This window comes from Pseudomonas ulcerans (genome assembly GCF_036324125.1).
Lineage (GTDB): Bacteria > Pseudomonadota > Gammaproteobacteria > Pseudomonadales > Pseudomonadaceae > Aquipseudomonas > Aquipseudomonas ulcerans.
The window spans coordinates 16808-36833 of the sequence record NZ_JAZDQN010000029.1; the positions used below are offsets into that span (position 1 = coordinate 16808).

Sequence of the window (20026 nt, forward strand, 5' to 3'; positions counted from 1 at the left end):
AAACGTCATGAACGGCTACATGCAGGAAGTCATTGACCTCCATATTCTGATCGAAGCGACTTTTTCCAAGGGCGAGAGCCAGATTGAAACCATGCTCGAGCGGTTCCATCCTGACTTTTCGATGATTACTCCCACAGGCCGTCAAGTGCCCCTGGAGGAGGTAGCAGCCCTGTTCAATCAGCGCGCCGGTAGCCAGCCAGGATTGACTATCGAGGTCAGTGATATGGAAACGCTGGCGGAGTGGCCGGAAGGAGCAGTGATCCGCTATCAGGAGACTCACCGAATCCCTGAGCAGAGCGAGAAGCAGCGAATCTCGACGGCATTGTTCAGCCTGGAAGGAGAACATGTCTTGTGGCGCCACCTGCATGAAACCTGGGCGGCTTGAGCTTTCTGACGCCGTACAAAACCTGTTCAAGGCTGCTCCGCCACCATCATTGAATGCGCGACATCCTCTACCAGCGCATTGGCCATCCCGCTGAGGAAATGGGCCGCCATCGCCAAGGTGGCGTCCTGCTCGATGCCGGCTTCGAACGTCAGCTTGCGCACGCAAGCTATCAACTGGCAGGACTGCGCCAGCGCATAGTCCGCGCTATGACCGGGTTCGACCCGGAAGAGCCGAAGCCCCTGTGTACCACCCTCCTCTCCGCCAAAGGATCCTACACCTGATGTTTTCAAGCTGTTGAGGACTCCGGCGATCTCGTCCTTATTCACGTAGTGCTCTCCCTGGGTTGGCGAACGCCCCTGCTCCGCGCCACCTATATTTGAAAGGTCAGGCATCCAGAACAGGCGCCCCGACTGCAATCGAGTACCGCCAGCATTTGCTCGGACATGCCAATCGATATCCGGAATGCGGAATATATGCCGTCGAACCGGACATTGCAACATGGCTACATCCTCACTTTTGGGGAGGAAGCTGATGTCATTGAGCAAGGAACTGGCAGCCGTGTTGCGCTCGGTCAGGGCGGTCAAAGGCTTGTCCCAGCAGGATCTGGGGGATGCCAGTGACCGGAAGCATCTCTGGTTGATGGAGAGTGCGAAGTCTTCGCCTACGTTGAACAAGTTTGATGAGTTGGCGAAGGCTTTGCAGGTAAGCCCGGTTACTTTGCTTGCGTTGTGTGTGGCGTTGCGGGATGGCATTGGACCCATTGATGTTTTGAGTTTGGTTCGAAAAGAACTAGACGCGTTCGAAGCAGCGGGAGGATGCGAACTGACGTCCGGCTATATCTCCGGTAAGACGTCAAATTCGCGGGCGAGTGAAAGGCGACGTAAGCTGGCCGCGGTTCAGGAATGCAAGCGGCAAGGTTTGACGCAGAGGGCTACTGGAGAGAAGCTCGGAATCCCGAGGTCGACGGTAAGCGACTTGTGGAAGCTACAGATTGCAAGTGAGATTTGAACCATACTTACGGATGTACCAACACCCAGTACCATATTGGCTAACGCTGCGGCAGACCCTGTGTGATATGGAAACCTTGGTGAATGGTCGGAAGGGGCAATGATCCGCTGTCAGGAAACACACCGAATCCCGGACACAGCGAGAAAAAGAGGATTTCGACTGCATTGTTCAACCTAGAAGGTGTTTGTGGCGACATCCCCATGAAACCTGGACAGCTTGATCTATTGCGCACCACAGATCCGACTGGCTGCTCTAGACGCTGAAGTTGACGGATTTATTTTTCGCCGCAATAAGGCTTTAAAAGCAAATCCGCCCTCTATCAGTTCCTCAAACACTAAGCCCCATCGTCTAAATCGAGCCGCAAGCTAGCTGTGTGCAGCTATCCGTTCTGATTGCTGAATAGCTGGCTTAGGCAACGCCATGCGTAGGCTTTCACGATACTGCTCAGCCGGCGCTTCATGGATGACCTCCACGACAGCATCATAATTTTCTCGAATCACTTTCTCGATCTCAGCAATGTCCGCTCGGAAGAACTCTTTACGCCCGTTCACTTTATTGAGCCTGCCAGACGCAAAGTGTTCGTGCAGTTTTGCTTCCAGTGCAGGTGCATTATTCGAAAAAACCATCGCATGGACATCAAACCAGAAAGGCACCGACGCGTCACCCAACTCATCAACTCGATCCATGGGCTCTAGACGGCGTGTCATACCAATCTTATAGATGCCCTCTCCAAACGCCCCCAAATTCGAAATCACATACACATATCCAGCCTTAGCATTTTGCTCGCGATAGTCAATTAGCTTTTCTTCGCTTTCGAGCTCAGCTCGACCTGCTTCAACCTCGGCCAGTTTCAACAAAATCGCAGAGCGCTCCTCATCGGACTGTACGTGCTCCAATCGTGCCTGAAGGTCCCGCATAGCGGCCGTAAAGTGCTTTCGTTCCTTAGTGATTTTCTCGCGCGCAGCGCGAATTTCCTGCTCTAACTTTTGCTGTTCTCGCAGTTCCTCTCTTGCCCGCTTTGCTTCTTCCTTTTCCTCTTGCTTCTTGATCTGGAATTCATGAGCAAGGTGAAGCTCATCGAGTTTCAAATCGAGGTATACACCGGATATTTCCACGCTCATGATCTTACCAAGGCGATTGCAGGCATCAAAAGATTTGAGAATTCGCTTCTCACCGAGCTCGACGTTGTCAAATTTCACATTAGCCACACACGCATCAGCTTCATTGTTGAATGAGCGGATTACCAATTTAATCATGTCATTCACTAGCTTGCGGCCTTGAGCCTGGCTATTGTTGACTGTCCAGCTCATATTCCCGGTTGCGGCCTGCGAATTTTTAATCATCACCTTCTGTCGCTCGCGAGTATGATCCAGCCGAGCCTTATATTCTTGGCTAGTGGCTAGCTTAAACTTTGGCTCGTAAAGCGCAAAGCTCTCCAAGAGCAAGGTTTCTTCCCAAACAAGTATTTGTCCTTGTAGATCCAAGGAGCGCTGTGCGAGTACTGCTAGTTCCTTTTCTGAGCGGTGAGTCTCTTGGCGGATAGATGCAAGTTTCACTTGCTCAGCCTCGATTAAGTTTTGGATGTTCACCACCTCCATGGCGCCGATTTTCGCAGTGAGCGCCAGCAATTGTGTGTGCCGGGCTTCAAGCTCCGCAAGTTGGGCTGCCAGGGCATCCGCACGTTGCCTATGGGCTGGGCCTTTCCAGTAATCACTAAACGACATGGGGTCCTTCCTCGTTATGAATCAGATACGTCGAAACGCCTTTCACGATCCCGCGTGCAATACACAGCTGCGATGGCTCATTACGTCTTTCTTTCGAGCTCATGAGCGTAACCGGGATGATATCATAAAGCCATCACGACACAGGGAGTGTGCGAGCCATTTGAGTGAAGAGCCGGAAAATCGAGACAGATTTATTTTCGATACCACGAGGCTTGAAAATAAATCCATCTCGTTTTTTGGCCCTCGTATCACAACCTCGGCCAACTGTAGGATCGACTCTCCAGACCTCAGCCATTTCACGGCCACGTGCGTTCGAGCATGGCGGCAACGTCGCACGTCGTACTGATGTGGTCGCCCAGAGCACGATGGCAACCGCTTAAACCGCCTACCCTGCTCCCCCTGTCAAAGGCGTAATCCCCAAAACCAACCACCCAATCCCCTGGAATCACCGCACATGCCTATCGACTTCAGACCCGCTCAAGCCTCGGACGCGCACGATATTGCGCGCTTCTTTCAACTGACATCGGAGGGCATGGCCGATTACATATGGAGCAAGCTGGCCGCACCTGGAGAAGCATTGCTGAGTGTCGGCGCCTCTCGCTATTCCAGGGAGCAGGGCGACTTTTCCTACAAGAACTGCCTGATGGCCACGTCCGAAGGGCGCGTCATCGGCATGATGCATAGCTATGCCTTGCGCGCGGCCCCTGACAGGCCAGTGGAAACCGACCCGGTCCTCGCGCCTTATTCCGACATGGAAATACCCGACACCTTGTACATCTCCAGCCTGGCCCTGGATGAGGCCTGGCGCAGCCAGGGGCTCGGCGTCCGGTTTCTTCGCCAAGCCCAGCAGCGCGCCGACGACCTTGGCCTGGATGGGCTATGCCTGATCGATTACGCAGAAAACCACGGTGCACGCCGCTTCTACGAACGCCACGGTTTTCAGATTGTTAAAACCTGCCAGATCGTTCCGCACCCGATGCTGGGCGTCACCGGTGAAGCCTATTTGATGTATCGCCCTACCCCACAACGTGATCGAGAGAAAACCATGAACAACAAACTGACCGTGTTTCGCGAGCTGGATATCCAACCGGTGCGCGACCTTCCCTTTTTTGAAGAGGTCGTTGAAGGTGAGCCTCACACGCTGACGTCCAAGTACTATCACGATGAACAGCAAGGTCGCATCTCCGGAGAATGGGAAGCCAGCACCGGAGCGTGGCGCATCGACTACAAGGTCTGGGAGTTCTGCCATGTCCTGGGTGGACGCTGCGTCATCGAGCTTGAGGGCTGCGCCCCGGTCACACTGGCCGCTGGCGACACGTTCATTATCGAGCCGGGCGCCAAGGGCAAATGGACGGTGCTGGAGGACATGAAAAAGAACTTCGTGATCCTCTTGCCTGCGAACTAGGCACCGCGTTGCGTTTCATCGAGCGCAGCGCTTGAGTGTTCTCCGGCGGCCCTGATTTTTCTGGTCAGGGCCCCAAGGGGCTTTGACAGGCGTGGGAACCAAAAGGAACATCTTCATCATCGCGCTCCCGCATGGTTTCTATAATCCCCCTACCGCCAGCCATACCAGGAGCCACCCCCATGCCTCCCGTTCATGACGCCGCCCAGACCGGATACTCCAGCCAGGCCCAGACCTACACCCAGGGCCGCCCCACCTATCCCGAGGCCCTTTCCTCCTGGCTGCGCCAGAAGCTGGCAATCGACCAGCAAACCCGCGTGCTGGATCTGGGTGCAGGCACCGGCAAGTTCACCTCCCTGCTAAAACCGCTGACTGACCGGCTGGTTGCCGTCGAACCCATTGAGGCGATGCGCGGGGAGTTCTCCAAAAGCCTGCCCGATGTCGAGGTGCTTGCCGGAACAGCCCAAGCCATACCCTTACCCGCATTGAGCGTCGACGTGGTGCTGTGCGCCCAGGCCTTCCACTGGTTCGCGGATGCCCAGGCACTGGCGGAGATTCACCGGGTGCTCACCCCTGGCGGCCGCCTGGGGCTGGTGTGGAACGTGCGGGACGAATCGGTCGATTGGGTCGCGGCAATTACCCGGATCATCACTCCTTACGAGGGTAATGCCCGCGCTTTCACAAGGGCCAATGGCGAGACGCGTTCGAGGGCTCGGGCTTCTCGGCGCCTGCACTGACGTGCTTCGAGCACAGCCATGTCGGCAGCCCTGAGACGGTGATCATGAACCGCATCCTGTCGGTCAGTTTCATCGCCAGCCTGGTGTCTTCGGAAAAGGCCGAGGTGACCCGACAATTGCGCGAACTCATCCACACGCATCCGGCGCTGCGGGGGCAGGAAACCATTGCGTTCCCTTATCAGACCCAGGCGTATCTCAGTCATCGGCGCCGCGGAACGTCGCGGGAAAGGTCATGAACTGTGCCGCGCCGGTCACCGGGTGGTTGCCGATGTAGTTGTCGTCCGCCGTCACCACCGCAATCCCCGGTGGACCCGGATGCCAGGACTGATCGGTTTCACGCCAGTATTCGACTGTTTGCACCATGGTTGCGTCCTTGCTGGTGGGGGCTCATGAGAATGGCGAAATAACATCGTCCATCCGGAACACCGAGGGGTGTAGACGGCGCGGGCCCAGTAGTCAATGGACAGGGAGCCAGAATCGCTTCAGTCCGACAGGACGCCAGACATCGACACCTGGACAGGGTCCTGCGGCAGGCGGATCCTCACGCCAAGCCCACCCCCAGCCCGGTTGAAGTACTCCAGCCCACCGCCCAACTGCTCCACCACCAGCGCCACGATCGACAGCCCCAATCCCGCCCCGCCGGGGTTGTTGACGCTGTAGAACCGATCACTCAAGCGTTCGAGCCGATCCGCCTCGACCCCCGGCCCCTGGTCCAGCACCTGCAACTGCACATCACCGCCCTGCTGACGCAGCTCAACCGTGATCTCGCTCCCTGCCGGGGTGAACTGCAAGGCGTTGCCCACCAGATTCTGCAACATCACGGTTACGCTCGTGGGATCGGCATACAGATGGCACTCGCCCTGCTCGTCCAGCACCAGATCTACCCGCCGACACAACGCCAGCGGCGTGAGTTGCGCCAGTTCTTCCCGTGCCAGGACGTCCAGACGCACGCGCTGGCGGCTCTGGGTCAGGGGCTCCAGCCGGGCCATGGTCAACAACTGGCTGACCAGGCGAGTGGCCCGGCCCACGCCTTGTTCAAGGAAGCCCAGCGCTTCATCTCGCTCCAGCTCATCCCGGGCATTGCGCGCATTGCCGGCATGGATCGCCAGCACCGCCAACGGCGTGCGCAGCTCATGGGCGGCATCGGCGATAAAGCGCCGTTCACGCTCCAACAGCCGGGTCAGTTGCAGCAACTGATGGTTGAGCGCCTGGGCCATGGGCGCCAGTTCCGGCGGCAGCTTGTCCAGCGGCAGGGCTTCGAGACTGTCCACCGGCCGCGCCCGCAAATGCCGGGCCAGGCGCTGCAAAGGCTGCAAGCCCCAGCCCAGCAATAGCCAGATCGCCGCTGCCAGCAGCGGAATGCCGATCAGCGCCGGGGTCAGGGCCTGGTCAGCAAGACGCTGAATCAGGTCCTGGCGCAGGTCATCGCGCTCACCTACCCAGATCAGCAGCCCACGCTGACGGTCTTCGAGCAGTACGCCGCACCAGTCCTGACCCCGGTACAGCAGGTCATGGATGCCCAGGCTCGGCGGCACCTCCAGTACCGGCGCATCCGCCGAGCGCATCAGCAGGCGGCCGTCACTGCTCCAGACCTGGAACGCGAGGTTGATTTCGTAGGGATGGCTGAGGATATCGGTGCCGGACAGGTCCATGGCCTGCTCCAGTGCCAGACGCACGTCCTGCCAGTTCTTGCCCTCGGGCATTTGCCGGAAAAGCCCCTGCAAGACCCGGGCAGCCTGCACCAACTGGGCATCGTAGACATTCTCGATATCCCGGTAGTTATCCCGCGACACGCTCAGCACCAGGACGAGACTGCCCAGCAGCACCAGCAACAGGGTAGGCAGCAGGATACGCGTGCGGATCGCGGTCATGGCCTGTCCTCGACCAGATATCCGACCCCGCGCACGGTGCGGATCAGTCCGCTGTCGAGCTTGCGCCGCAGGTTGTGCACCAGCACTTCGAGGGTGTTGCCAGGGCCACTTTCTTGCCAGCCGTAAAGCATGTCCGCCAGGCGTTCACGGGTCAGTACCGTGCCGGGACGGGCCAGCAACTGGTGCAGCAACTGGAACTCCATGGGCGTCAGGGTCACCGGCTGGTCGTGATAACGCACCTCGAAGCGCGCCGGATCAAGACGGACCCCGGCATGTTCAATCAGCGGCTGGGCCCGTCCCTGGCTGCGCCTCAGCAAGGCGCGGATGCGCGCCTTGAGTTCGTCCACGTCGAAGGGCTTGACCAGGTAATCATCGGCGCCGGCATCCAGGCCCAGGATGCGGTCGCGGGTGGCGTCGCGAGCGGTCAAGACCAGGACCGGCACCTGCGCCTCGGGGTCGGCACGCAGGCTACGCAGCAGTTGCAGGCCATCGCGGCGCGGCAAACCAAGGTCGAGCAGCACCAGGTCGAAGGTTTCCGCGCGCAGGGCGCGTTCGGCTTCGAGGCCGTCGGCCAGCCAGTCCAGGGTATAGCCCTCGCCGCGCAAGGCGGTGCGAATGCCCTGGGCCAGGGCATGATCATCTTCCACCAGCAGTACGCGCATGGGTCGGGTCTCCAGTCGAGGGCGCCATCATGGGCCCTGGCGGGAAGCGTTTGCCGGGGAAAATGTAACCAGGAATGACTCACTAAGCTGGCATTAAGACTCACGGCGCATGGTGCGTTTCCCACACTCAGATCGGAGTCGATCCCATGCGTACCTTCCTCACCATCGCCCTGTTGCTGGGCAGTTCCACCGCCTTCGCTGCCACCCAGTGCACCACCGCCGACAAGAGCACCTGGCAGGATCAGGACAAGTTCCAGGCCCAGCTCAAGGAGCAGGGCTACACGATCAACAAGTTCAAGGTGACCCAAGGCAACTGCTACGAGATCTACGGCTTCGACAAGGAAGGCCGCAAGGTCGAGATCTACCATGACCCGGTCACCGGCAAGGTGGTCAAGAGCGAGGTCAAAGGCTGATGCAACGGGTCATGGTGCAGCTCTGGGACCCATTGCTGCGCCTGTGTCACCTGTCGTTCGCCACGGTGTTCTTCGCCAACTACTTCTTCAACGAGGCAGGCGGCGACTGGCACCAGTGGCTCGGCTACTACGCCATCGGCTGTCTGGTGTTGCGGGTGTTCTGGGGCTTCGTCGGGCCTGCCAGCGCGCGCTGGGCCGATTTCTGGCCGACGCCCGCGCGCCTGGCCGGACACGCCCGGGCCCTGTGGCAAGGCGAGCCCTGTCACCGCCTCGGCCATTCGCCGATCGGCGCCCTGGTGATGCTGCTGATGCTGGCCTGCATCGCCGGGCTCGGTCTCAGCGGCTGGCTGGCCGAGGAAGTGGACGCCTTGTGGGGCGCCGACTGGCCGATGGACCTGCACGCGTACCTTGCCGATGCCTTGCTGGCCCTGGTCTGCCTCCATTTGCTGGCCGCCCTGGTGGAAAGCCTGCGGCTGCGGGAAAACCTGCCCTTGTCGATGCTTACCGGACGCCGCCGGCGCCGCATGCCTTCCTGATCACGAGACCTTTCCATGCTGATGTCCCTGACTCTGCGACCCTGCTCCGAGCGCAGCGGTGCCTGGTTGCGCCTGTGCAGCCTGGCCAGCCTGAGCTGCCTGTTGCTGCTGGCCGACGACTTTCTCCAGCAGCTGTTCACTGGCAACAACCGCGCCGAGCTGGAAGGCGGCTGGGTCGCCGGACTCTGGGTCTTCTGCCTGGCCCTGTGGCTGTGCAACCTGCGCGCGGTGGTGGTGGTGATCCTTGGTCTGTTCGCTGTGATGCAGTTGCTGCAACTGGGCAATATCAGCTTCTTCGGCGAACCCTTGAGCGCCATCGATATCCGCAGCCTGCTGCACGAGCCCGGTGAGGTGCTGCAAACCGCCCGCCATAGCCTGGGCCACCACTGGAGCGCGGCGTTCAGCGTGCTGCTGCCTTATGCGCTGTTGATCGCCCTGCACTGGCGATTGCCCGCCCGGGTCGAACTGCCGGCGAGCCGCTGGGCCCTGGTGCTGATTGCCGTGGTCCTGCTGGCCAAGCCCTACCGGGCCACCTACCGCAACCTCGACTCCTTCACTCCCGGCCCGACCCGCAGCGGCTTGCACAACAGCCTGAATGCCTTTTCCGCCTGGGCGGTGCGCCTGGCTTTCACGACTGAAACCGCGTTGCCGGCTACACCCTTCGCGCCCTACCGACTCAGTCCGATCCCGAGCACCGCGAAGCATGTCTGGCTGGTGGTGGCCGACTCCCTGCGCAGCGAGCGCATGGGCCTCTATGGCTACGACCGCCAGACCACGCCGAAACTGCAGCGCTACCTGGCGACGCATCCCGACGCCCTGGTGCGGCCAGGGGTTTCGGCGGGAGTGGCCACGGATGTCAGCCTGCCCTACCTGCTCAACCCGATCCGCGAGCCGGGCCAGGATCACCTGCTGCGTGAAGGCCAGGTCAACCTGTTCCGCTTCGCCCGCGAAGCCGGGATGCGTACCCACTGGATTTCGTCCCAGGAGTCACGTCTGCTCGCCCATCTTGGCAGCCGCTACCTGGATGTCTCGATCACCCGCGAGGATCATCCATTGCGCTTCCTCCAGCGCCAGGATCATGCACTGCTGGACATCCTCGATCAGCAGCAGTTCGACCAGCGCAATTTCGTCGTGCTCAACCTGCGTACCGCCCACCTGCCCTATGCCCGGAACTACGTGCATCAGGAGGGCATCCGACCCTGGCCGGACCAGGGGCCGCAGGGCCAGGCCAATGCTTATGACAACTCGATCCACTACCTTGATGGACTTCTGGAGGAAGTGATCGCGCGCTTCGACCGTCTCGAAGGCGAACGCTACCTGGTCATCACCGGCGATCATGGCCAGCGCCTGGGAGAGGACGGCAAATGGGGCCATAACGATCTGGTGCCGGAGGTCAGCGATGTGCCGGTGATAGTGCTCAGCCGCCAAGCACCACGCCAGGCCATGGACGCGCTGACGCCCGAGCGCTGGATCAGCCATTACGAAATCGGCAAATGGCTGGCGGCGCGGCTCGGCACGCGGATCGACAACCCGAACCTGCGCAAGGACGAGCACTTCGTCCACGGCAAGTTGCTGTTCAGCGATAACTTCATCCAGCCGGTGTGCGAGACCGACCGGGGCCTGGTGCATCTGCCCCCGGTGCAGTTGAGTGAATGGTTGCAGGCAGCAAACCGGAGGCGATGCGAGCAGGCCTTGTAAGTCCCGCTGTCATGCAACCGGCGGTGCCTTCCCGGCCGTCCGCCCGATCGACTGATAGCCCAGCGCGGCCATGAACAACACCGCGAACACCAGCACGATGGTAGGCGCCGGAGCGCTGTCGAGGAAGAACGAGAGATAGACGCCAAGCAACGCACTGCCGATCGCAACCACCAGCGAAACCCAGAGCATATGCCGCAGTTCCCGGGTAATCAGCGCCGCAATGGCGCCGGGCGCGATCAGCAAGGCAACGGCCAGGATCACCCCGGAGGCCTTCAGCGCCCCTACCACCGCCAGCGAGATCAGGCACAACAGCCCGTAATGCAGCCAACCGGTGCGCAGGCCGACCGCATGGGCCTGGACGGTATCGAAGGTGTAGAGCATCAGGTCCTTCCACTTGGTCCCCACCACGACCGCGGTCAGCAAGGCGATGGCGGCGCACAGCAGCATGTCCTCGCGGCTGACGCCCAGGATGTCACCGAACAGGATGTGATCCAGGTGCACGCTGGATTCGATCTTCAGGTAGAGCACCAGGCCCAGTCCGAACATCCCCGAATACACAATGCCCATCACCGTGTCCTGCTTGATCCGGCTGTTCTGCTTGAGGAAGCCCGTGGCGACGGCACAGAAGATGCCCGCCAGGAACGCGCCGATGGCATAGGGGATCTGCATGATGTAGGCGATCACCACGCCCGGGAATACCGCGTGGGCAATGGCATCGCCCAGCAGCGCCCAGCCCTTGAGCACCAGGAAGCAGGACAACAGCGCCATGGGGATGGCTATGAGCACAGCAATCAACATCGCATTGACCATGAAATCGAAGCGAAACGGCTCCAGGAACAGCTCGATCACGCTCATGCCGCCGCCTCCAATGCCTGCCGCGCACGGCGCCGGGCCGCCAGCACCCCGTGCTTGGGGGCGAGGACGAACACCAGCAGGAAGATCAGGGTCTGCAACACGACGATGACGCCGCCGGTCGCGCCATCCAGGTAGTAGCTGATATAGGTGCCTGCCAGGCTGGTGAGCGTGCCGATACTCACGGCGATCACCAGCAGGCGCGGGAAGCGGTCGCTCAGCAGATAGGCCGTGGCGCCAGGGGTGATGACCATGCAGATGACCAGGAAGGCGCCCACCGTCTGCAACGCCGCGACGGTCGAGGCCGATAGCAGGGCGAAGAACAGCAGTTTCAGGCGCTCCGGCCGGATACCGACGGCGCGGGCCTGGTTCTCGTCGAAGAAGGTCAGCATCAGGTCGCGCCATTTGGCCAGCAGCACGGCCAGGGTGACCAGGCCGATGAGCGCCAACTGCAAGGTATCGCTGGCCGTGATCGCCAGGATATTGCCCAGCACGATGGTCTGGATGTTCACCGAGGTGGGCGACAGCGACACCATGAACAGGCCAAGGCCGAAGAACGAGGTGAAGATCATGCCAATCACCACGTCCTCCTTGAGCCGGGTGCGGCGCTGCAGGAACAGCAAGGCCGCCGACGCCAGGCCTCCGGCGAAAAAGGCCCCGAGGGAAAACGGCAGGCCCAGCATGTAGGCGCCGGCCACGCCAGGGACGATGGAATGGGACAGGGCATCGCCGATCAGCGACCAGCCCTTGAGCATCAGGTAGCAGGACAGGAAGGCACAGACGCCACCCACCAGCGCCGAAACCCACATGGCATTGCGCATGTAGCCATAGGCGAAAGGCTCCAACAGCAGTTCAATCACGGTGGGCCTCGTTATCGCTGTCGTTCTGCCGCCGGGCCGGCAAGCCATCGCGCAGGATCAGCGGGCGTTCGTCGTCACTGAACACGCTCACCCCCGGTTGCAGTTGTTCGCTACCCTGGACCAGCGCGAAATGCCGCAGCACCCCGCCGAAGGCTCGCTCCAGGTTGTCCCGGGTGTAGACCTCGTCGGTGGGGCCATGGGCCAGGACGGTGCGCTTGATCAGCACCACGCGGTCGCAGAATTCCGGCACCGAACCCAGGTTATGGGTCGACACCAGCATGATCCGGCCTTCCTCGCGCAGTTCGCGCAACAGCTGGATGATCTGGTCCTCGGTCTTCACGTCGACGCCGGTGAACGGCTCGTCGAGCAGGATGATCCGGCTGTCCTGGGCCAGTGCACGGGCCAGGAACACGCGCTTGCGTTGCCCACCGGACAGCTCGCCGATCTGCCGCTTGCGCAGCGCGGTCATGTCGACCCGCTCCAGGGCGGCGTCCACCGCCTCGTGATCGGCGCGACGGGCAATGCGCAGCGGGCCCATGTGGCCATAGCGGCCCATCATCACCACATCCTCGACCAGCACGGGAAAGTCCCAGTCGACCTCCTCGGCCTGCGGTACATAGGCCGTGTGTTTCTTGCGCAGCGCCTGCCCGGCGGGCATGCCCAGGACGCTGATCGAACCGGCCACCAGGCGGACCAGGCCCATGATGGCCTTGAACAGGGTCGACTTGCCCGAACCGTTGATGCCCACCAGCGCCGTGATGGTGCCGTGGGGCAGCTCGAAGCTGGCATCCTGCAGCGCGGTGTGGCCATTGCGATAGGTCACCGTCGCCCCTTTGACGACGATGCCAGGTTCGAGCGTTGCGACTTTCATGGAGCGAATCCCGGGTGGCGTGCTGGGATGGTTCATGGCGTGTGTCCTTCGCTCAGGCCGCTGGCCAGCGTCTCGGTGGTCACCCGCAGCAGGTCGAGGTAGGTCGGTACCGGGCCGTCGCTGGTGCTCAACGAGTCGACGTAGAGCACGCCGCCATAATGGGCGCCGGTCTCCCGGGCGACCTGCCGCGCGGGTTTGTCGGAGACTGTGCTCTCGCTGAATACGGCGGGAATGGCATTGGCCCTCACCGTATCGATGACCTGGCGGACCTGCTGCGGCGTGCCCTGCTGGTCGGCGTTGATCGGCCACAGGTAGAGCTCCTTCAAGCCGAAGTCACGCGCCAGGTAGGAGAAGGCGCCCTCGCTGCTGACCAGCCAGCGGCTCGCGGGCGGGATCTGCTGGATGCGTGCGCGGATCGGCTCGGTGGTAGCCTCGATACGCGCCTTGTAGGCCTCGGCATTGCGCTTGTAGACCTCGGCATTGGCCGGGTCGTGGCGCACCAGCGCATCGCGGATGTTGTCGACGTAGATCGACGCGTTGCGCGGTGACATCCAGGCGTGCGGATTGGGTTTTCCAGTATAGGGACCAGCCGTGATGCCCATCGGCTCGATACCGTCGGACACCACCACGCCGGGCACCTGCTCCAGGCGCTGGAAGAACTTCTCGAACCACAGTTCCAGGCCCAGGCCGTTCCACAGGATCAACTGCGCGCCCTGGGCACGACGCAGGTCGCCCGGGGTCGGGGAATAGTTGTGGATTTCGGCGCCGGGCTTGGTGATGGACTCCACCACGGCGGCATCACCGGCCACGTTCCTGGCCATGTCCGCGATGATGGTGAAGGTGGTGACGACCTTGAACGGCTCGGCGGCGCCCGCCGGCGCGGCGAACAGGAGCGCACTGAGCATCACGCCGAGCAGGCGCGCTGACACTGAACGGGACTTGCTTGTATCGAACATCCGTCACTTCCGCTTGAAGTCAGAGGAAACGGCTGGTTCACGGTGGGTACGCCAATCTTGTCGAAAAGCCCGGAACAGCTACGGTGCTCGTGCAGTTGGCTTGCCAGACGGAGTATGGAGAGCTGCCACACGGATGGCAAACCCTGTGAGCCGTGCAAGGCCCGACAGCGCAGCCCGCCACGCTCCACCTGTCCCGCCACTGTAGCGCCCGATGCAACACCTGTAGCGCGCAACACTCCCCCTCCTCTGCACGCCGCATACCCCGCCAGGCCCCGTGATCCAGGGGCTCCAGCCCATCCGCCAGCCCCTGGCACAGCCGTTGCTCCTGTCCTGTTGCGAAGCGAAACGACCTCGCCACTAATAAGAACAGGATCGACTCCATGAGACAGATTGGCCCCGCCGCCCTCCCCTTGAAATGCCTGGCTGCCGCAATGCTCCTGAGCCTGGCCAGCTTCCCCGCCCTGGCCAGCGACACACCGGCCAACGTCGACGCCCAGCGCCTGATCGCCGCCGACAAGGAACCCGGCAACTGGATGAGTACCGGCCGCACCTACGACGAACAACGCTACAGCCCGCTCAAGCAGATCAGCGACCAGAACGTCGGCCAGCTCGGCCTGGCCTGGAGCTACAAGCTCGACCTGGATCGCGGCGTGGAGGCCACGCCGATCGTGGTCGACGGGGTGATGTACACCACCGGCCCGTTCTCCGTGGTCTACGCGCTGGACGCCCGCAACGGCAAGCTGATCTGGAAGTACGACCCGCAATCGGACCGCAACCGTGCCGGCGAAGCCTGCTGCGATGCGGTGAACCGCGGCGTGGCCGTGTGGAAGGGCAAGGTCTATGTCGGCGTGCTGGACGGACGCCTGGAGGCCATCGACGCCAAGACCGGACAGCGCGCCTGGTCGGTCGACACTCGCGCCGACCACAAGCGCAGCTACACCATCACCGGCGCACCCCGGGTGGTCAACGGCAAGGTGGTGATCGGCAATGGCGGCGCCGAGTTCGGCGTGCGTGGCTACGTCACCGCCTATGACGCCGAGACCGGCAAGGAGGCCTGGCGTTTCTACACGGTGCCCGGCGATCCGAAGCTACCGCCAGAAGGCAAGGGCATGGAGATCGCCGCCAAGACCTGGCATGGCGACGCCTTCGTCGAACAGGGCGGCGGCGGCACCGCCTGGGACTCGTTCGCCTTCGATCCCGAGTTGAACCTGCTGTACATCGGCGTCGGCAACGGTTCGATGTGGGACCCGAAATGGCGCAGCCAGGCCAAGGGCGACAACCTGTTCCTGTCTTCCATCGTCGCCGTGAACGCCGACACCGGCGAATACGTCTGGCACTACCAGACCACCCCCGGCGATGCCTGGGACTACACCGCGACCCAGCACATGATCCTCGCCGAGCTGCCCATCGACGGCAAACCGCGCAAGGTGCTGATGCAGGCGCCAAAGAACGGCTTCTTCTACGTGATCGACCGGGCCACCGGCCAGCTGCTGTCGGCCAAGGGCATCGTCCCGCAAAGCTGGACCAAGGGCATGGACATGAAGACCGGACGACCGATCTTCGATGACGAGGGCGCCGCCTACTGGAAGGACGGCAAGCGCAAACTGGTGACGCCAGCCTTCTGGGGCGCCCATGACTGGCAGCCGATGTCCTTCAACCCCGACACCGGCCTGGTGTACATCCCGGCCCACATCATGTCCGCCTACTACGAGCACATCCCCGAGGCGCCGGCGCGCAACCCGTTCAAGAGCATGTACCAGCTGGGCCTGCGCACCGGGATGATGCCGGAGAACGTCGACGGCCTGCTGGACATGGCCAAGACCTGGTCGGGCAAGCTGATCGCCTGGGACCCGGTCAAGCAGCAGCCGGCCTGGGAAGTGCCCTACGTGACCATCTTCAACGGCGGCACCCTGAGCACCGCCGGCAACCTGGTCTTCGAAGGCAGCGCCGATGGCCGGGTGATCGCCTATGCCGCCGACAGCGGCAAGAAGCTCTGGGAGCAGCCCGCCGCCAGTGGCGTGATGGCAGCACCGATCACCTACACGGTCGACGGCGAGCAGTACGTGACCTTCATGGCCGGCTGGGGCGGCGCCTTTTCCACCTTTGCCGGCGCCCTGTCGCTGCGCGCCGGGGTGCAGCCATTTTCCCAGGTGCTGACCTACAAGATCGGCGGCACCGCCAAACTGCAGGAACCGGCACCGCGCCCCGACACCCCGAAACCACCGCCGCTGAGCACCGACACCGCCGCCATCGAGGCCGGCGCCAAGCTGTATGACGGCTACTGCTCGCAGTGCCATGGCATCCACGCGGTCAGCGGCGGCGTGCTGCCAGACCTGCGCAAGCTGACGGCTGAGAAGCACCAGATGTTCCTCGGCATTCTCTATGGCGGCCGCGTACCCGATGGCATGCCGTCCTTCGCCGATGCCTTCACGCCCCAGCAGGTCGAACAGATCCACCAGTACCTGATCAAGCGCTCCCACGACCTGGTCAGCGAAGGCGAAGCCTGGAAACAGTTCAGCAGCAAGCACTAAACCCTCCGACAAGAGAGATGCGGACATGAGTGAAAGCACTTACCAGAACTACATTGCCAACGCCTTCGTCACCAGCGACGAGCACCTCGAAGTGCGCAACCCGGCCAACGGCCAGTTGCTCGGGCGCGTGCCCCAGGGCAACGACACCGACGTCGACCGCGCCATCGCTGCGGCGCGCCAGGCGCAGAAAGCCTGGGCGGCGCGCCCTGCCATCGAACGGGCCGGCTATCTGCGCAAGATCGCCGCCAAGGTACGCGAGCACGCCGAGCGCCTGGCCCGCACCATCACCGCCGAACAGGGCAAGGTGCTGGAACTGGCCCGGGTCGAGGTGAACTTCACCGCCGACTACCTGGACTACATGGCCGAGTGGGCACGCCGCCTGGAAGGCGAAGTGCTGAGCAGCGACCGCCCCGGCGAAAGCATCTTCCTGCTGCGCAAGCCCCTGGGCGTGGTGGCCGGCATCCTGCCGTGGAACTTCCCGTTCTTTCTTATCGCGCGCAAGATGGCCCCGGCGCTGTTGACCGGCAACACCATCGTCATCAAGCCCAGCGAAGAAACCCCGATCAACTGCTTCGAATTCGCCCGACTGGTGGCCGAGACCGATCTGCCGGCCGGCGTGTTCAACGTGGTCTGCGGCACCGGCGCCACGGTGGGCAACGCCCTGAGCCGTCACCCGGGCATCGACCTGATCAGCTTCACCGGCAGCGTCGGCACCGGCTCGGCGATCATGGCCGCCGCCGCGCCGAACATCACCAAGCTCAACCTGGAGCTGGGCGGCAAGGCGCCGGCCATCGTGCTGGCCGATGCCGACCTGGAACTGGCGGTCAAGGCCATCACCGCGTCGCGGGTGATCAATACCGGACAGGTGTGCAACTGCGCCGAGCGGGTCTATGTCGAGCGCCGGGTCGCCGATGCTTTCATCGAGCGCATCGCCGCGGCCATGGCCGCCACCCGCTATGGCGACCCGCTGGCTGAGGACGGACTGGACATGGGGCCGCTGGTCAATCGCGCGGGCCTGGACAAGGTGGCGCAGATGGTCCGCACCGCCACCGGGCAAGGCGCGCAGGTGATCACCGGCGGCGCGGTGGCCGACCTGGGCCAGGGCTTCCACTACCAGCCGACGGTGCTGGCGGGCTGCTCGGCGGACATGGAGATCATGCGCAAGGAGATCTTCGGCCCGGTGCTGCCGATCCAGATCGTCGACGACCTGGACGAAGCCATCGTCCTGTCCAACGACAGCGAGTACGGCCTGACCTCGTCGATCTACACCCGCGACCTCGGCGCGGCCCTGCACGCCACCCGCGGGCTGGACTTCGGCGAGACCTACATCAACCGGGAGAACTTCGAGGCCATGCAAGGCTTCCACGCCGGGACGCGCAAGTCGGGGATCGGTGGGGCCGATGGCAAGCATGGGTTGTACGAGTACACCCATACCCATGTGGTGTACATCCAGGCTTGAGGAGGGTGCCCGGCTTGCAGCCCCGCAAGCCGGGTGTTTTTCACGCTAGAGACGGTCGTTGGGCTGCACCAGGTTCCGCTTCTTCATCTGTCGATACAGCGTCGAACGCGCGACACCCAGCTCAGCCGCCGCAGCGCTGATGTTCCAGCGATGACGACGCAGCACCGCCTGCAGATCCGATCCCTGCGGCTCAGCGCTGGCGGGTACGACGCCGTGGAGCAGTTCTCCCGGCAGGCAATCCAGGTCGATGACGCCCTCATCGGCCAACGCCATCGCATAGCGCAGGGCGTTGAGCAACTGACGGATATTGCCGGGCCACGCGGCATCGACCAGGCATTGGCGGGCCTGGACGCTCAGGCGCATGCCCTGCCCTTCATCCAGGCTGTCCAGCAGCGAGTCGATCAGTTGCCCCCGATCACTCCGCTCGCGCAAGGCCGGCAGGCGCAGCGTCATGCCATTCAGGCGATAGAACAGATCCTCGCGAAAATCCTTCTCCCGCAGCATGCCTTGCAGGTCCTGGTGGGTGGCGCAGACCACCTGGATATCCAGCGCCACCGGTGCCGGTGCGCCCAGCGGCGAGATCTCGCGCTCGGCCAGCACCCGCAACAGGCGGGTCTGCAGGTGCGCGGGCATGTCGCCGATCTCGTCGAGGAACAGTGTGCCGCCATTGGCCAGTTCCAGCTTGCCCTTCATGCCCTTCTTGCCGGCCCCGGTGAAGCTGCCGGCGTGGTAGCCGAACAGTTCGCTCTCGATCAGGCTCTCCGGGATCGCCGCGCAATTGAGGGCGACGAAGGGCCCGGCGCGGCGTGCGCTGGCCTGGTGGATGGCACGGGCAAAAGCCTCCTTGCCGGTGCCGGTCTCGCCGGTGATGAGGATGGCGATGTCCTTGTCGATCACCTTGCGCAGGCGGCGCACCGTCTGCTGCAGGCCCGGGTCGGCGCCGGCCAGGCGGTCGAGGTCGGGGTGGCGTGGTCGCTGCACCTTGGGCGCGGGCCCAGGTGTCGGGGCCTGCCGGCTCAGCGCCGAAGGAATGCGCAGGCTGACGTCCAGCAGCGCCTCATCCTGCAGCGCGCGCAGACGCAGGCCGCGGGCGCCGCCATGGGTCAGGCGCAGCAGTTCGTCGACGCCCATCGGCAACAGTTGTTCGATGGCCGTGCCCAGCAGCTTGCGGCCGTCAGCCTGGTCATGGGCGATGAACGCGGCGTAGTTGGCGCCGATCACACGGCCGCTGTCGTCCACGGCCAGTAGTTGCTCGTTGGCCAGGTCGGCGATTTCGTCGATGGGCTTGAGCGAAAGCGTCAGGCGATCGCGATAGCTTTGGCGGAAGTGGGCGTTCTCGATCAGGCGGGCGTAGAGGATCACCAGTTGCAAGGTCAGGTACTGGCTTTCCTTGGGGCCATTGCTGTCCAGGCAGGTGGCGTTCAGGCACCCCTGCAACAGGCCCTGGGCGTTGAAGATCGGCGCGACGGAGCAGCTCAGGCGGGCGTTGGCGGTGAGGAAATGTTCCTCGCGATGGATGATCAGCGGCTCGGCCGCGGCCAGGGTGGTGCCGATGCCGTTGGTGCCGGCGATGGACTCGTCCCAGCGCGCTCCCACCACCAGGCCCGAGCGGATATAAGGATCGTGCTGGCACGGCAGGCGGGCATCCAGGGTAATGCCCTGGGCATCGCTCAGCAGCACCGCGAAGCCCGCCGGCACCACCCGCCGGGCCAGGCCGCTGACGCCCTGGCTGGCGATATCGAGGTACTGCTGGTGCTGTTCCTGATGGTGGCGGATATCGTCGGCGCAGAGGATATCCAGGCGGGTGCTGGTAGCTGGATCGAGCCCGTGCTGCATGACGCTGCGGTACCAGGACTGGGCGATCACCCGGTCCGGACGGATCCCCCGGCCGGGGAAATGTTCGGCGACGAAGGCGGCGAGCTCGCTCGGATGGGTCTGCGTGCCAGGGCGGGTCATGGAAGGCTCCCTGTAGCGTGCCGCCTCGGTGACGCGGCACGGCGTTCTTGTTATGGGGTGCGGCGGCCGATGGCCGTCAGGGGCTCAAGATAGCCCCTGAAGCAC

General features: G+C 62.9%; 17 protein-coding genes and 2 pseudogenes. 9 read left to right on the forward strand and 10 right to left on the reverse strand.

The window, feature by feature from the left end; genetic code table 11:
* Nucleotides 1-7 precede the first annotated feature (7 nt).
* Nucleotides 8-385 carry a DUF4440 domain-containing protein gene (locus tag V0R59_RS22185; RefSeq protein ID WP_330076810.1) on the forward strand — a complete coding sequence of 126 codons (378 nt, stop codon included), beginning with the start codon at nucleotides 8-10 and terminating at the stop codon, nucleotides 383-385.
* 26 nt (nucleotides 386-411) lie between these two features.
* Here the strand turns inward: V0R59_RS22185 and V0R59_RS22190 are convergent, their stop codons facing one another.
* Both V0R59_RS22190 and V0R59_RS22195 read right to left on the reverse strand, forming a co-directional pair.
* Nucleotides 412-969, reverse strand: a complete 558-nt coding sequence (locus tag V0R59_RS22190) for a DUF3077 domain-containing protein (RefSeq protein WP_330076811.1) — start codon at nucleotides 967-969, stop codon at nucleotides 412-414.
* A gap of 789 nt (nucleotides 970-1758) precedes the next feature.
* Nucleotides 1759-3117, reverse strand: coding sequence for a DUF4041 domain-containing protein (locus V0R59_RS22195; protein ID WP_330076812.1), 1359 nt, complete (start codon nucleotides 3115-3117; stop codon nucleotides 1759-1761).
* Nucleotides 3118-3571: 454 nt separating this feature from the next.
* Here V0R59_RS22195 and V0R59_RS22200 point away from each other — a divergent pair.
* The 3 genes and pseudogenes from V0R59_RS22200 (at nucleotide 3572) to V0R59_RS22210 (ending at nucleotide 5492) form a co-directional block, all read left to right on the forward strand.
* Nucleotides 3572-4166: pseudogene (locus tag V0R59_RS22200) on the forward strand (N-acetyltransferase family protein).
* Nucleotides 4163-4522 carry a cupin domain-containing protein gene (locus V0R59_RS22205; protein ID WP_330076813.1) on the forward strand — a complete coding sequence of 120 codons (360 nt, stop codon included), beginning with the start codon at nucleotides 4163-4165 and terminating at the stop codon, nucleotides 4520-4522. The pseudogene V0R59_RS22200 and the gene V0R59_RS22205 overlap by 4 nt, the downstream one beginning before the upstream one ends.
* A gap of 179 nt (nucleotides 4523-4701) precedes the next feature.
* A pseudogene (locus V0R59_RS22210) lies at nucleotides 4702-5492 on the forward strand (class I SAM-dependent methyltransferase).
* Here the strand turns inward: V0R59_RS22210 and V0R59_RS22215 are convergent.
* The 3 genes from V0R59_RS22215 to V0R59_RS22225 all read right to left on the reverse strand — a co-directional run bounded on the left by V0R59_RS22215 (nucleotide 5452) and on the right by V0R59_RS22225 (nucleotide 7789).
* Entirely contained in the window at nucleotides 5452-5619 is a 168-nt protein-coding gene (locus V0R59_RS22215; protein ID WP_330076814.1) for a hypothetical protein, read from the reverse strand. The pseudogene V0R59_RS22210 and the gene V0R59_RS22215 sit on opposite strands and share 41 nt — an antisense overlap.
* A gap of 119 nt (nucleotides 5620-5738) precedes the next feature.
* Entirely contained in the window at nucleotides 5739-7127 is a 1389-nt protein-coding gene (locus tag V0R59_RS22220) for an ATP-binding protein (RefSeq protein WP_330076815.1), read from the reverse strand.
* Nucleotides 7124-7789 (reverse strand): response regulator transcription factor, encoded by a 666-nt coding sequence (locus V0R59_RS22225; protein WP_330076816.1) that lies wholly within the window; start codon nucleotides 7787-7789, stop codon nucleotides 7124-7126. The genes V0R59_RS22220 and V0R59_RS22225 overlap by 4 nt, the downstream gene beginning before the upstream one ends.
* A 146-nt stretch (nucleotides 7790-7935) precedes the next feature.
* Between V0R59_RS22225 and V0R59_RS22230 the strand changes: the two genes are divergently transcribed.
* The 3 genes from V0R59_RS22230 to V0R59_RS22240 are packed head-to-tail and all read left to right on the forward strand — an operon-like array spanning nucleotide 7936 to nucleotide 10436.
* The gene (locus V0R59_RS22230; RefSeq protein WP_330076817.1) at nucleotides 7936-8202 is read left to right on the forward strand and encodes a PepSY domain-containing protein; all 267 of its coding nucleotides are present in this window, start codon (nucleotides 7936-7938) and stop codon (nucleotides 8200-8202) included.
* Complete coding sequence (locus V0R59_RS22235; protein ID WP_330076818.1) at nucleotides 8202-8738, forward strand: cytochrome b/b6 domain-containing protein; 537 nt, start codon at nucleotides 8202-8204, stop codon at nucleotides 8736-8738. The genes V0R59_RS22230 and V0R59_RS22235 overlap by 1 nt, the downstream gene beginning before the upstream one ends.
* A gap of 15 nt (nucleotides 8739-8753) precedes the next feature.
* Nucleotides 8754-10436 carry a phosphoethanolamine transferase gene (locus V0R59_RS22240; RefSeq protein ID WP_330076819.1) on the forward strand — a complete coding sequence of 561 codons (1683 nt, stop codon included), beginning with the start codon at nucleotides 8754-8756 and terminating at the stop codon, nucleotides 10434-10436.
* Nucleotides 10437-10445: 9 nt separating this feature from the next.
* Here the strand turns inward: V0R59_RS22240 and V0R59_RS22245 are convergent, their stop codons facing one another.
* The 4 genes from V0R59_RS22245 to V0R59_RS22260 are packed head-to-tail and all read right to left on the reverse strand — an operon-like array spanning nucleotide 10446 to nucleotide 13975.
* Nucleotides 10446-11291, reverse strand: a complete 846-nt coding sequence (locus tag V0R59_RS22245; RefSeq protein ID WP_330076820.1) for a metal ABC transporter permease — start codon at nucleotides 11289-11291, stop codon at nucleotides 10446-10448.
* Entirely contained in the window at nucleotides 11288-12148 is an 861-nt protein-coding gene (locus V0R59_RS22250) for a metal ABC transporter permease (protein ID WP_330076821.1), read from the reverse strand. The genes V0R59_RS22245 and V0R59_RS22250 overlap by 4 nt, the downstream gene beginning before the upstream one ends.
* Nucleotides 12141-13019, reverse strand: coding sequence for a manganese/iron ABC transporter ATP-binding protein (locus V0R59_RS22255; protein WP_330076822.1), 879 nt, complete (start codon nucleotides 13017-13019; stop codon nucleotides 12141-12143). Before V0R59_RS22255 ends, V0R59_RS22250 begins: the two co-directional genes overlap by 8 nt.
* A gap of 32 nt (nucleotides 13020-13051) precedes the next feature.
* Nucleotides 13052-13975, reverse strand: coding sequence for a metal ABC transporter substrate-binding protein (locus tag V0R59_RS22260; RefSeq protein WP_330076823.1), 924 nt, complete (start codon nucleotides 13973-13975; stop codon nucleotides 13052-13054).
* Nucleotides 13976-14355: 380 nt separating this feature from the next.
* Here V0R59_RS22260 and V0R59_RS22265 point away from each other — a divergent pair, with 380 nt between their 5' ends.
* Both V0R59_RS22265 and aldA read left to right on the forward strand, forming a co-directional pair.
* Nucleotides 14356-16506, forward strand: a complete 2151-nt coding sequence (locus tag V0R59_RS22265) for a PQQ-dependent dehydrogenase, methanol/ethanol family (RefSeq protein WP_330076824.1) — start codon at nucleotides 14356-14358, stop codon at nucleotides 16504-16506.
* Nucleotides 16507-16531: 25 nt separating this feature from the next.
* Nucleotides 16532-17965 carry an aldehyde dehydrogenase gene (aldA, locus tag V0R59_RS22270; RefSeq protein WP_330076825.1) on the forward strand — a complete coding sequence of 478 codons (1434 nt, stop codon included), beginning with the start codon at nucleotides 16532-16534 and terminating at the stop codon, nucleotides 17963-17965.
* Nucleotides 17966-18010: 45 nt separating this feature from the next.
* Here the strand turns inward: aldA and V0R59_RS22275 are convergent, their stop codons facing one another.
* Nucleotides 18011-19921: a sigma-54-dependent Fis family transcriptional regulator gene (locus V0R59_RS22275; protein ID WP_330076826.1), complete on the reverse strand. Its 1911-nt coding sequence runs from the start codon at nucleotides 19919-19921 to the stop codon at nucleotides 18011-18013.
* Nucleotides 19922-20026: the final 105 nt, after the last annotated feature.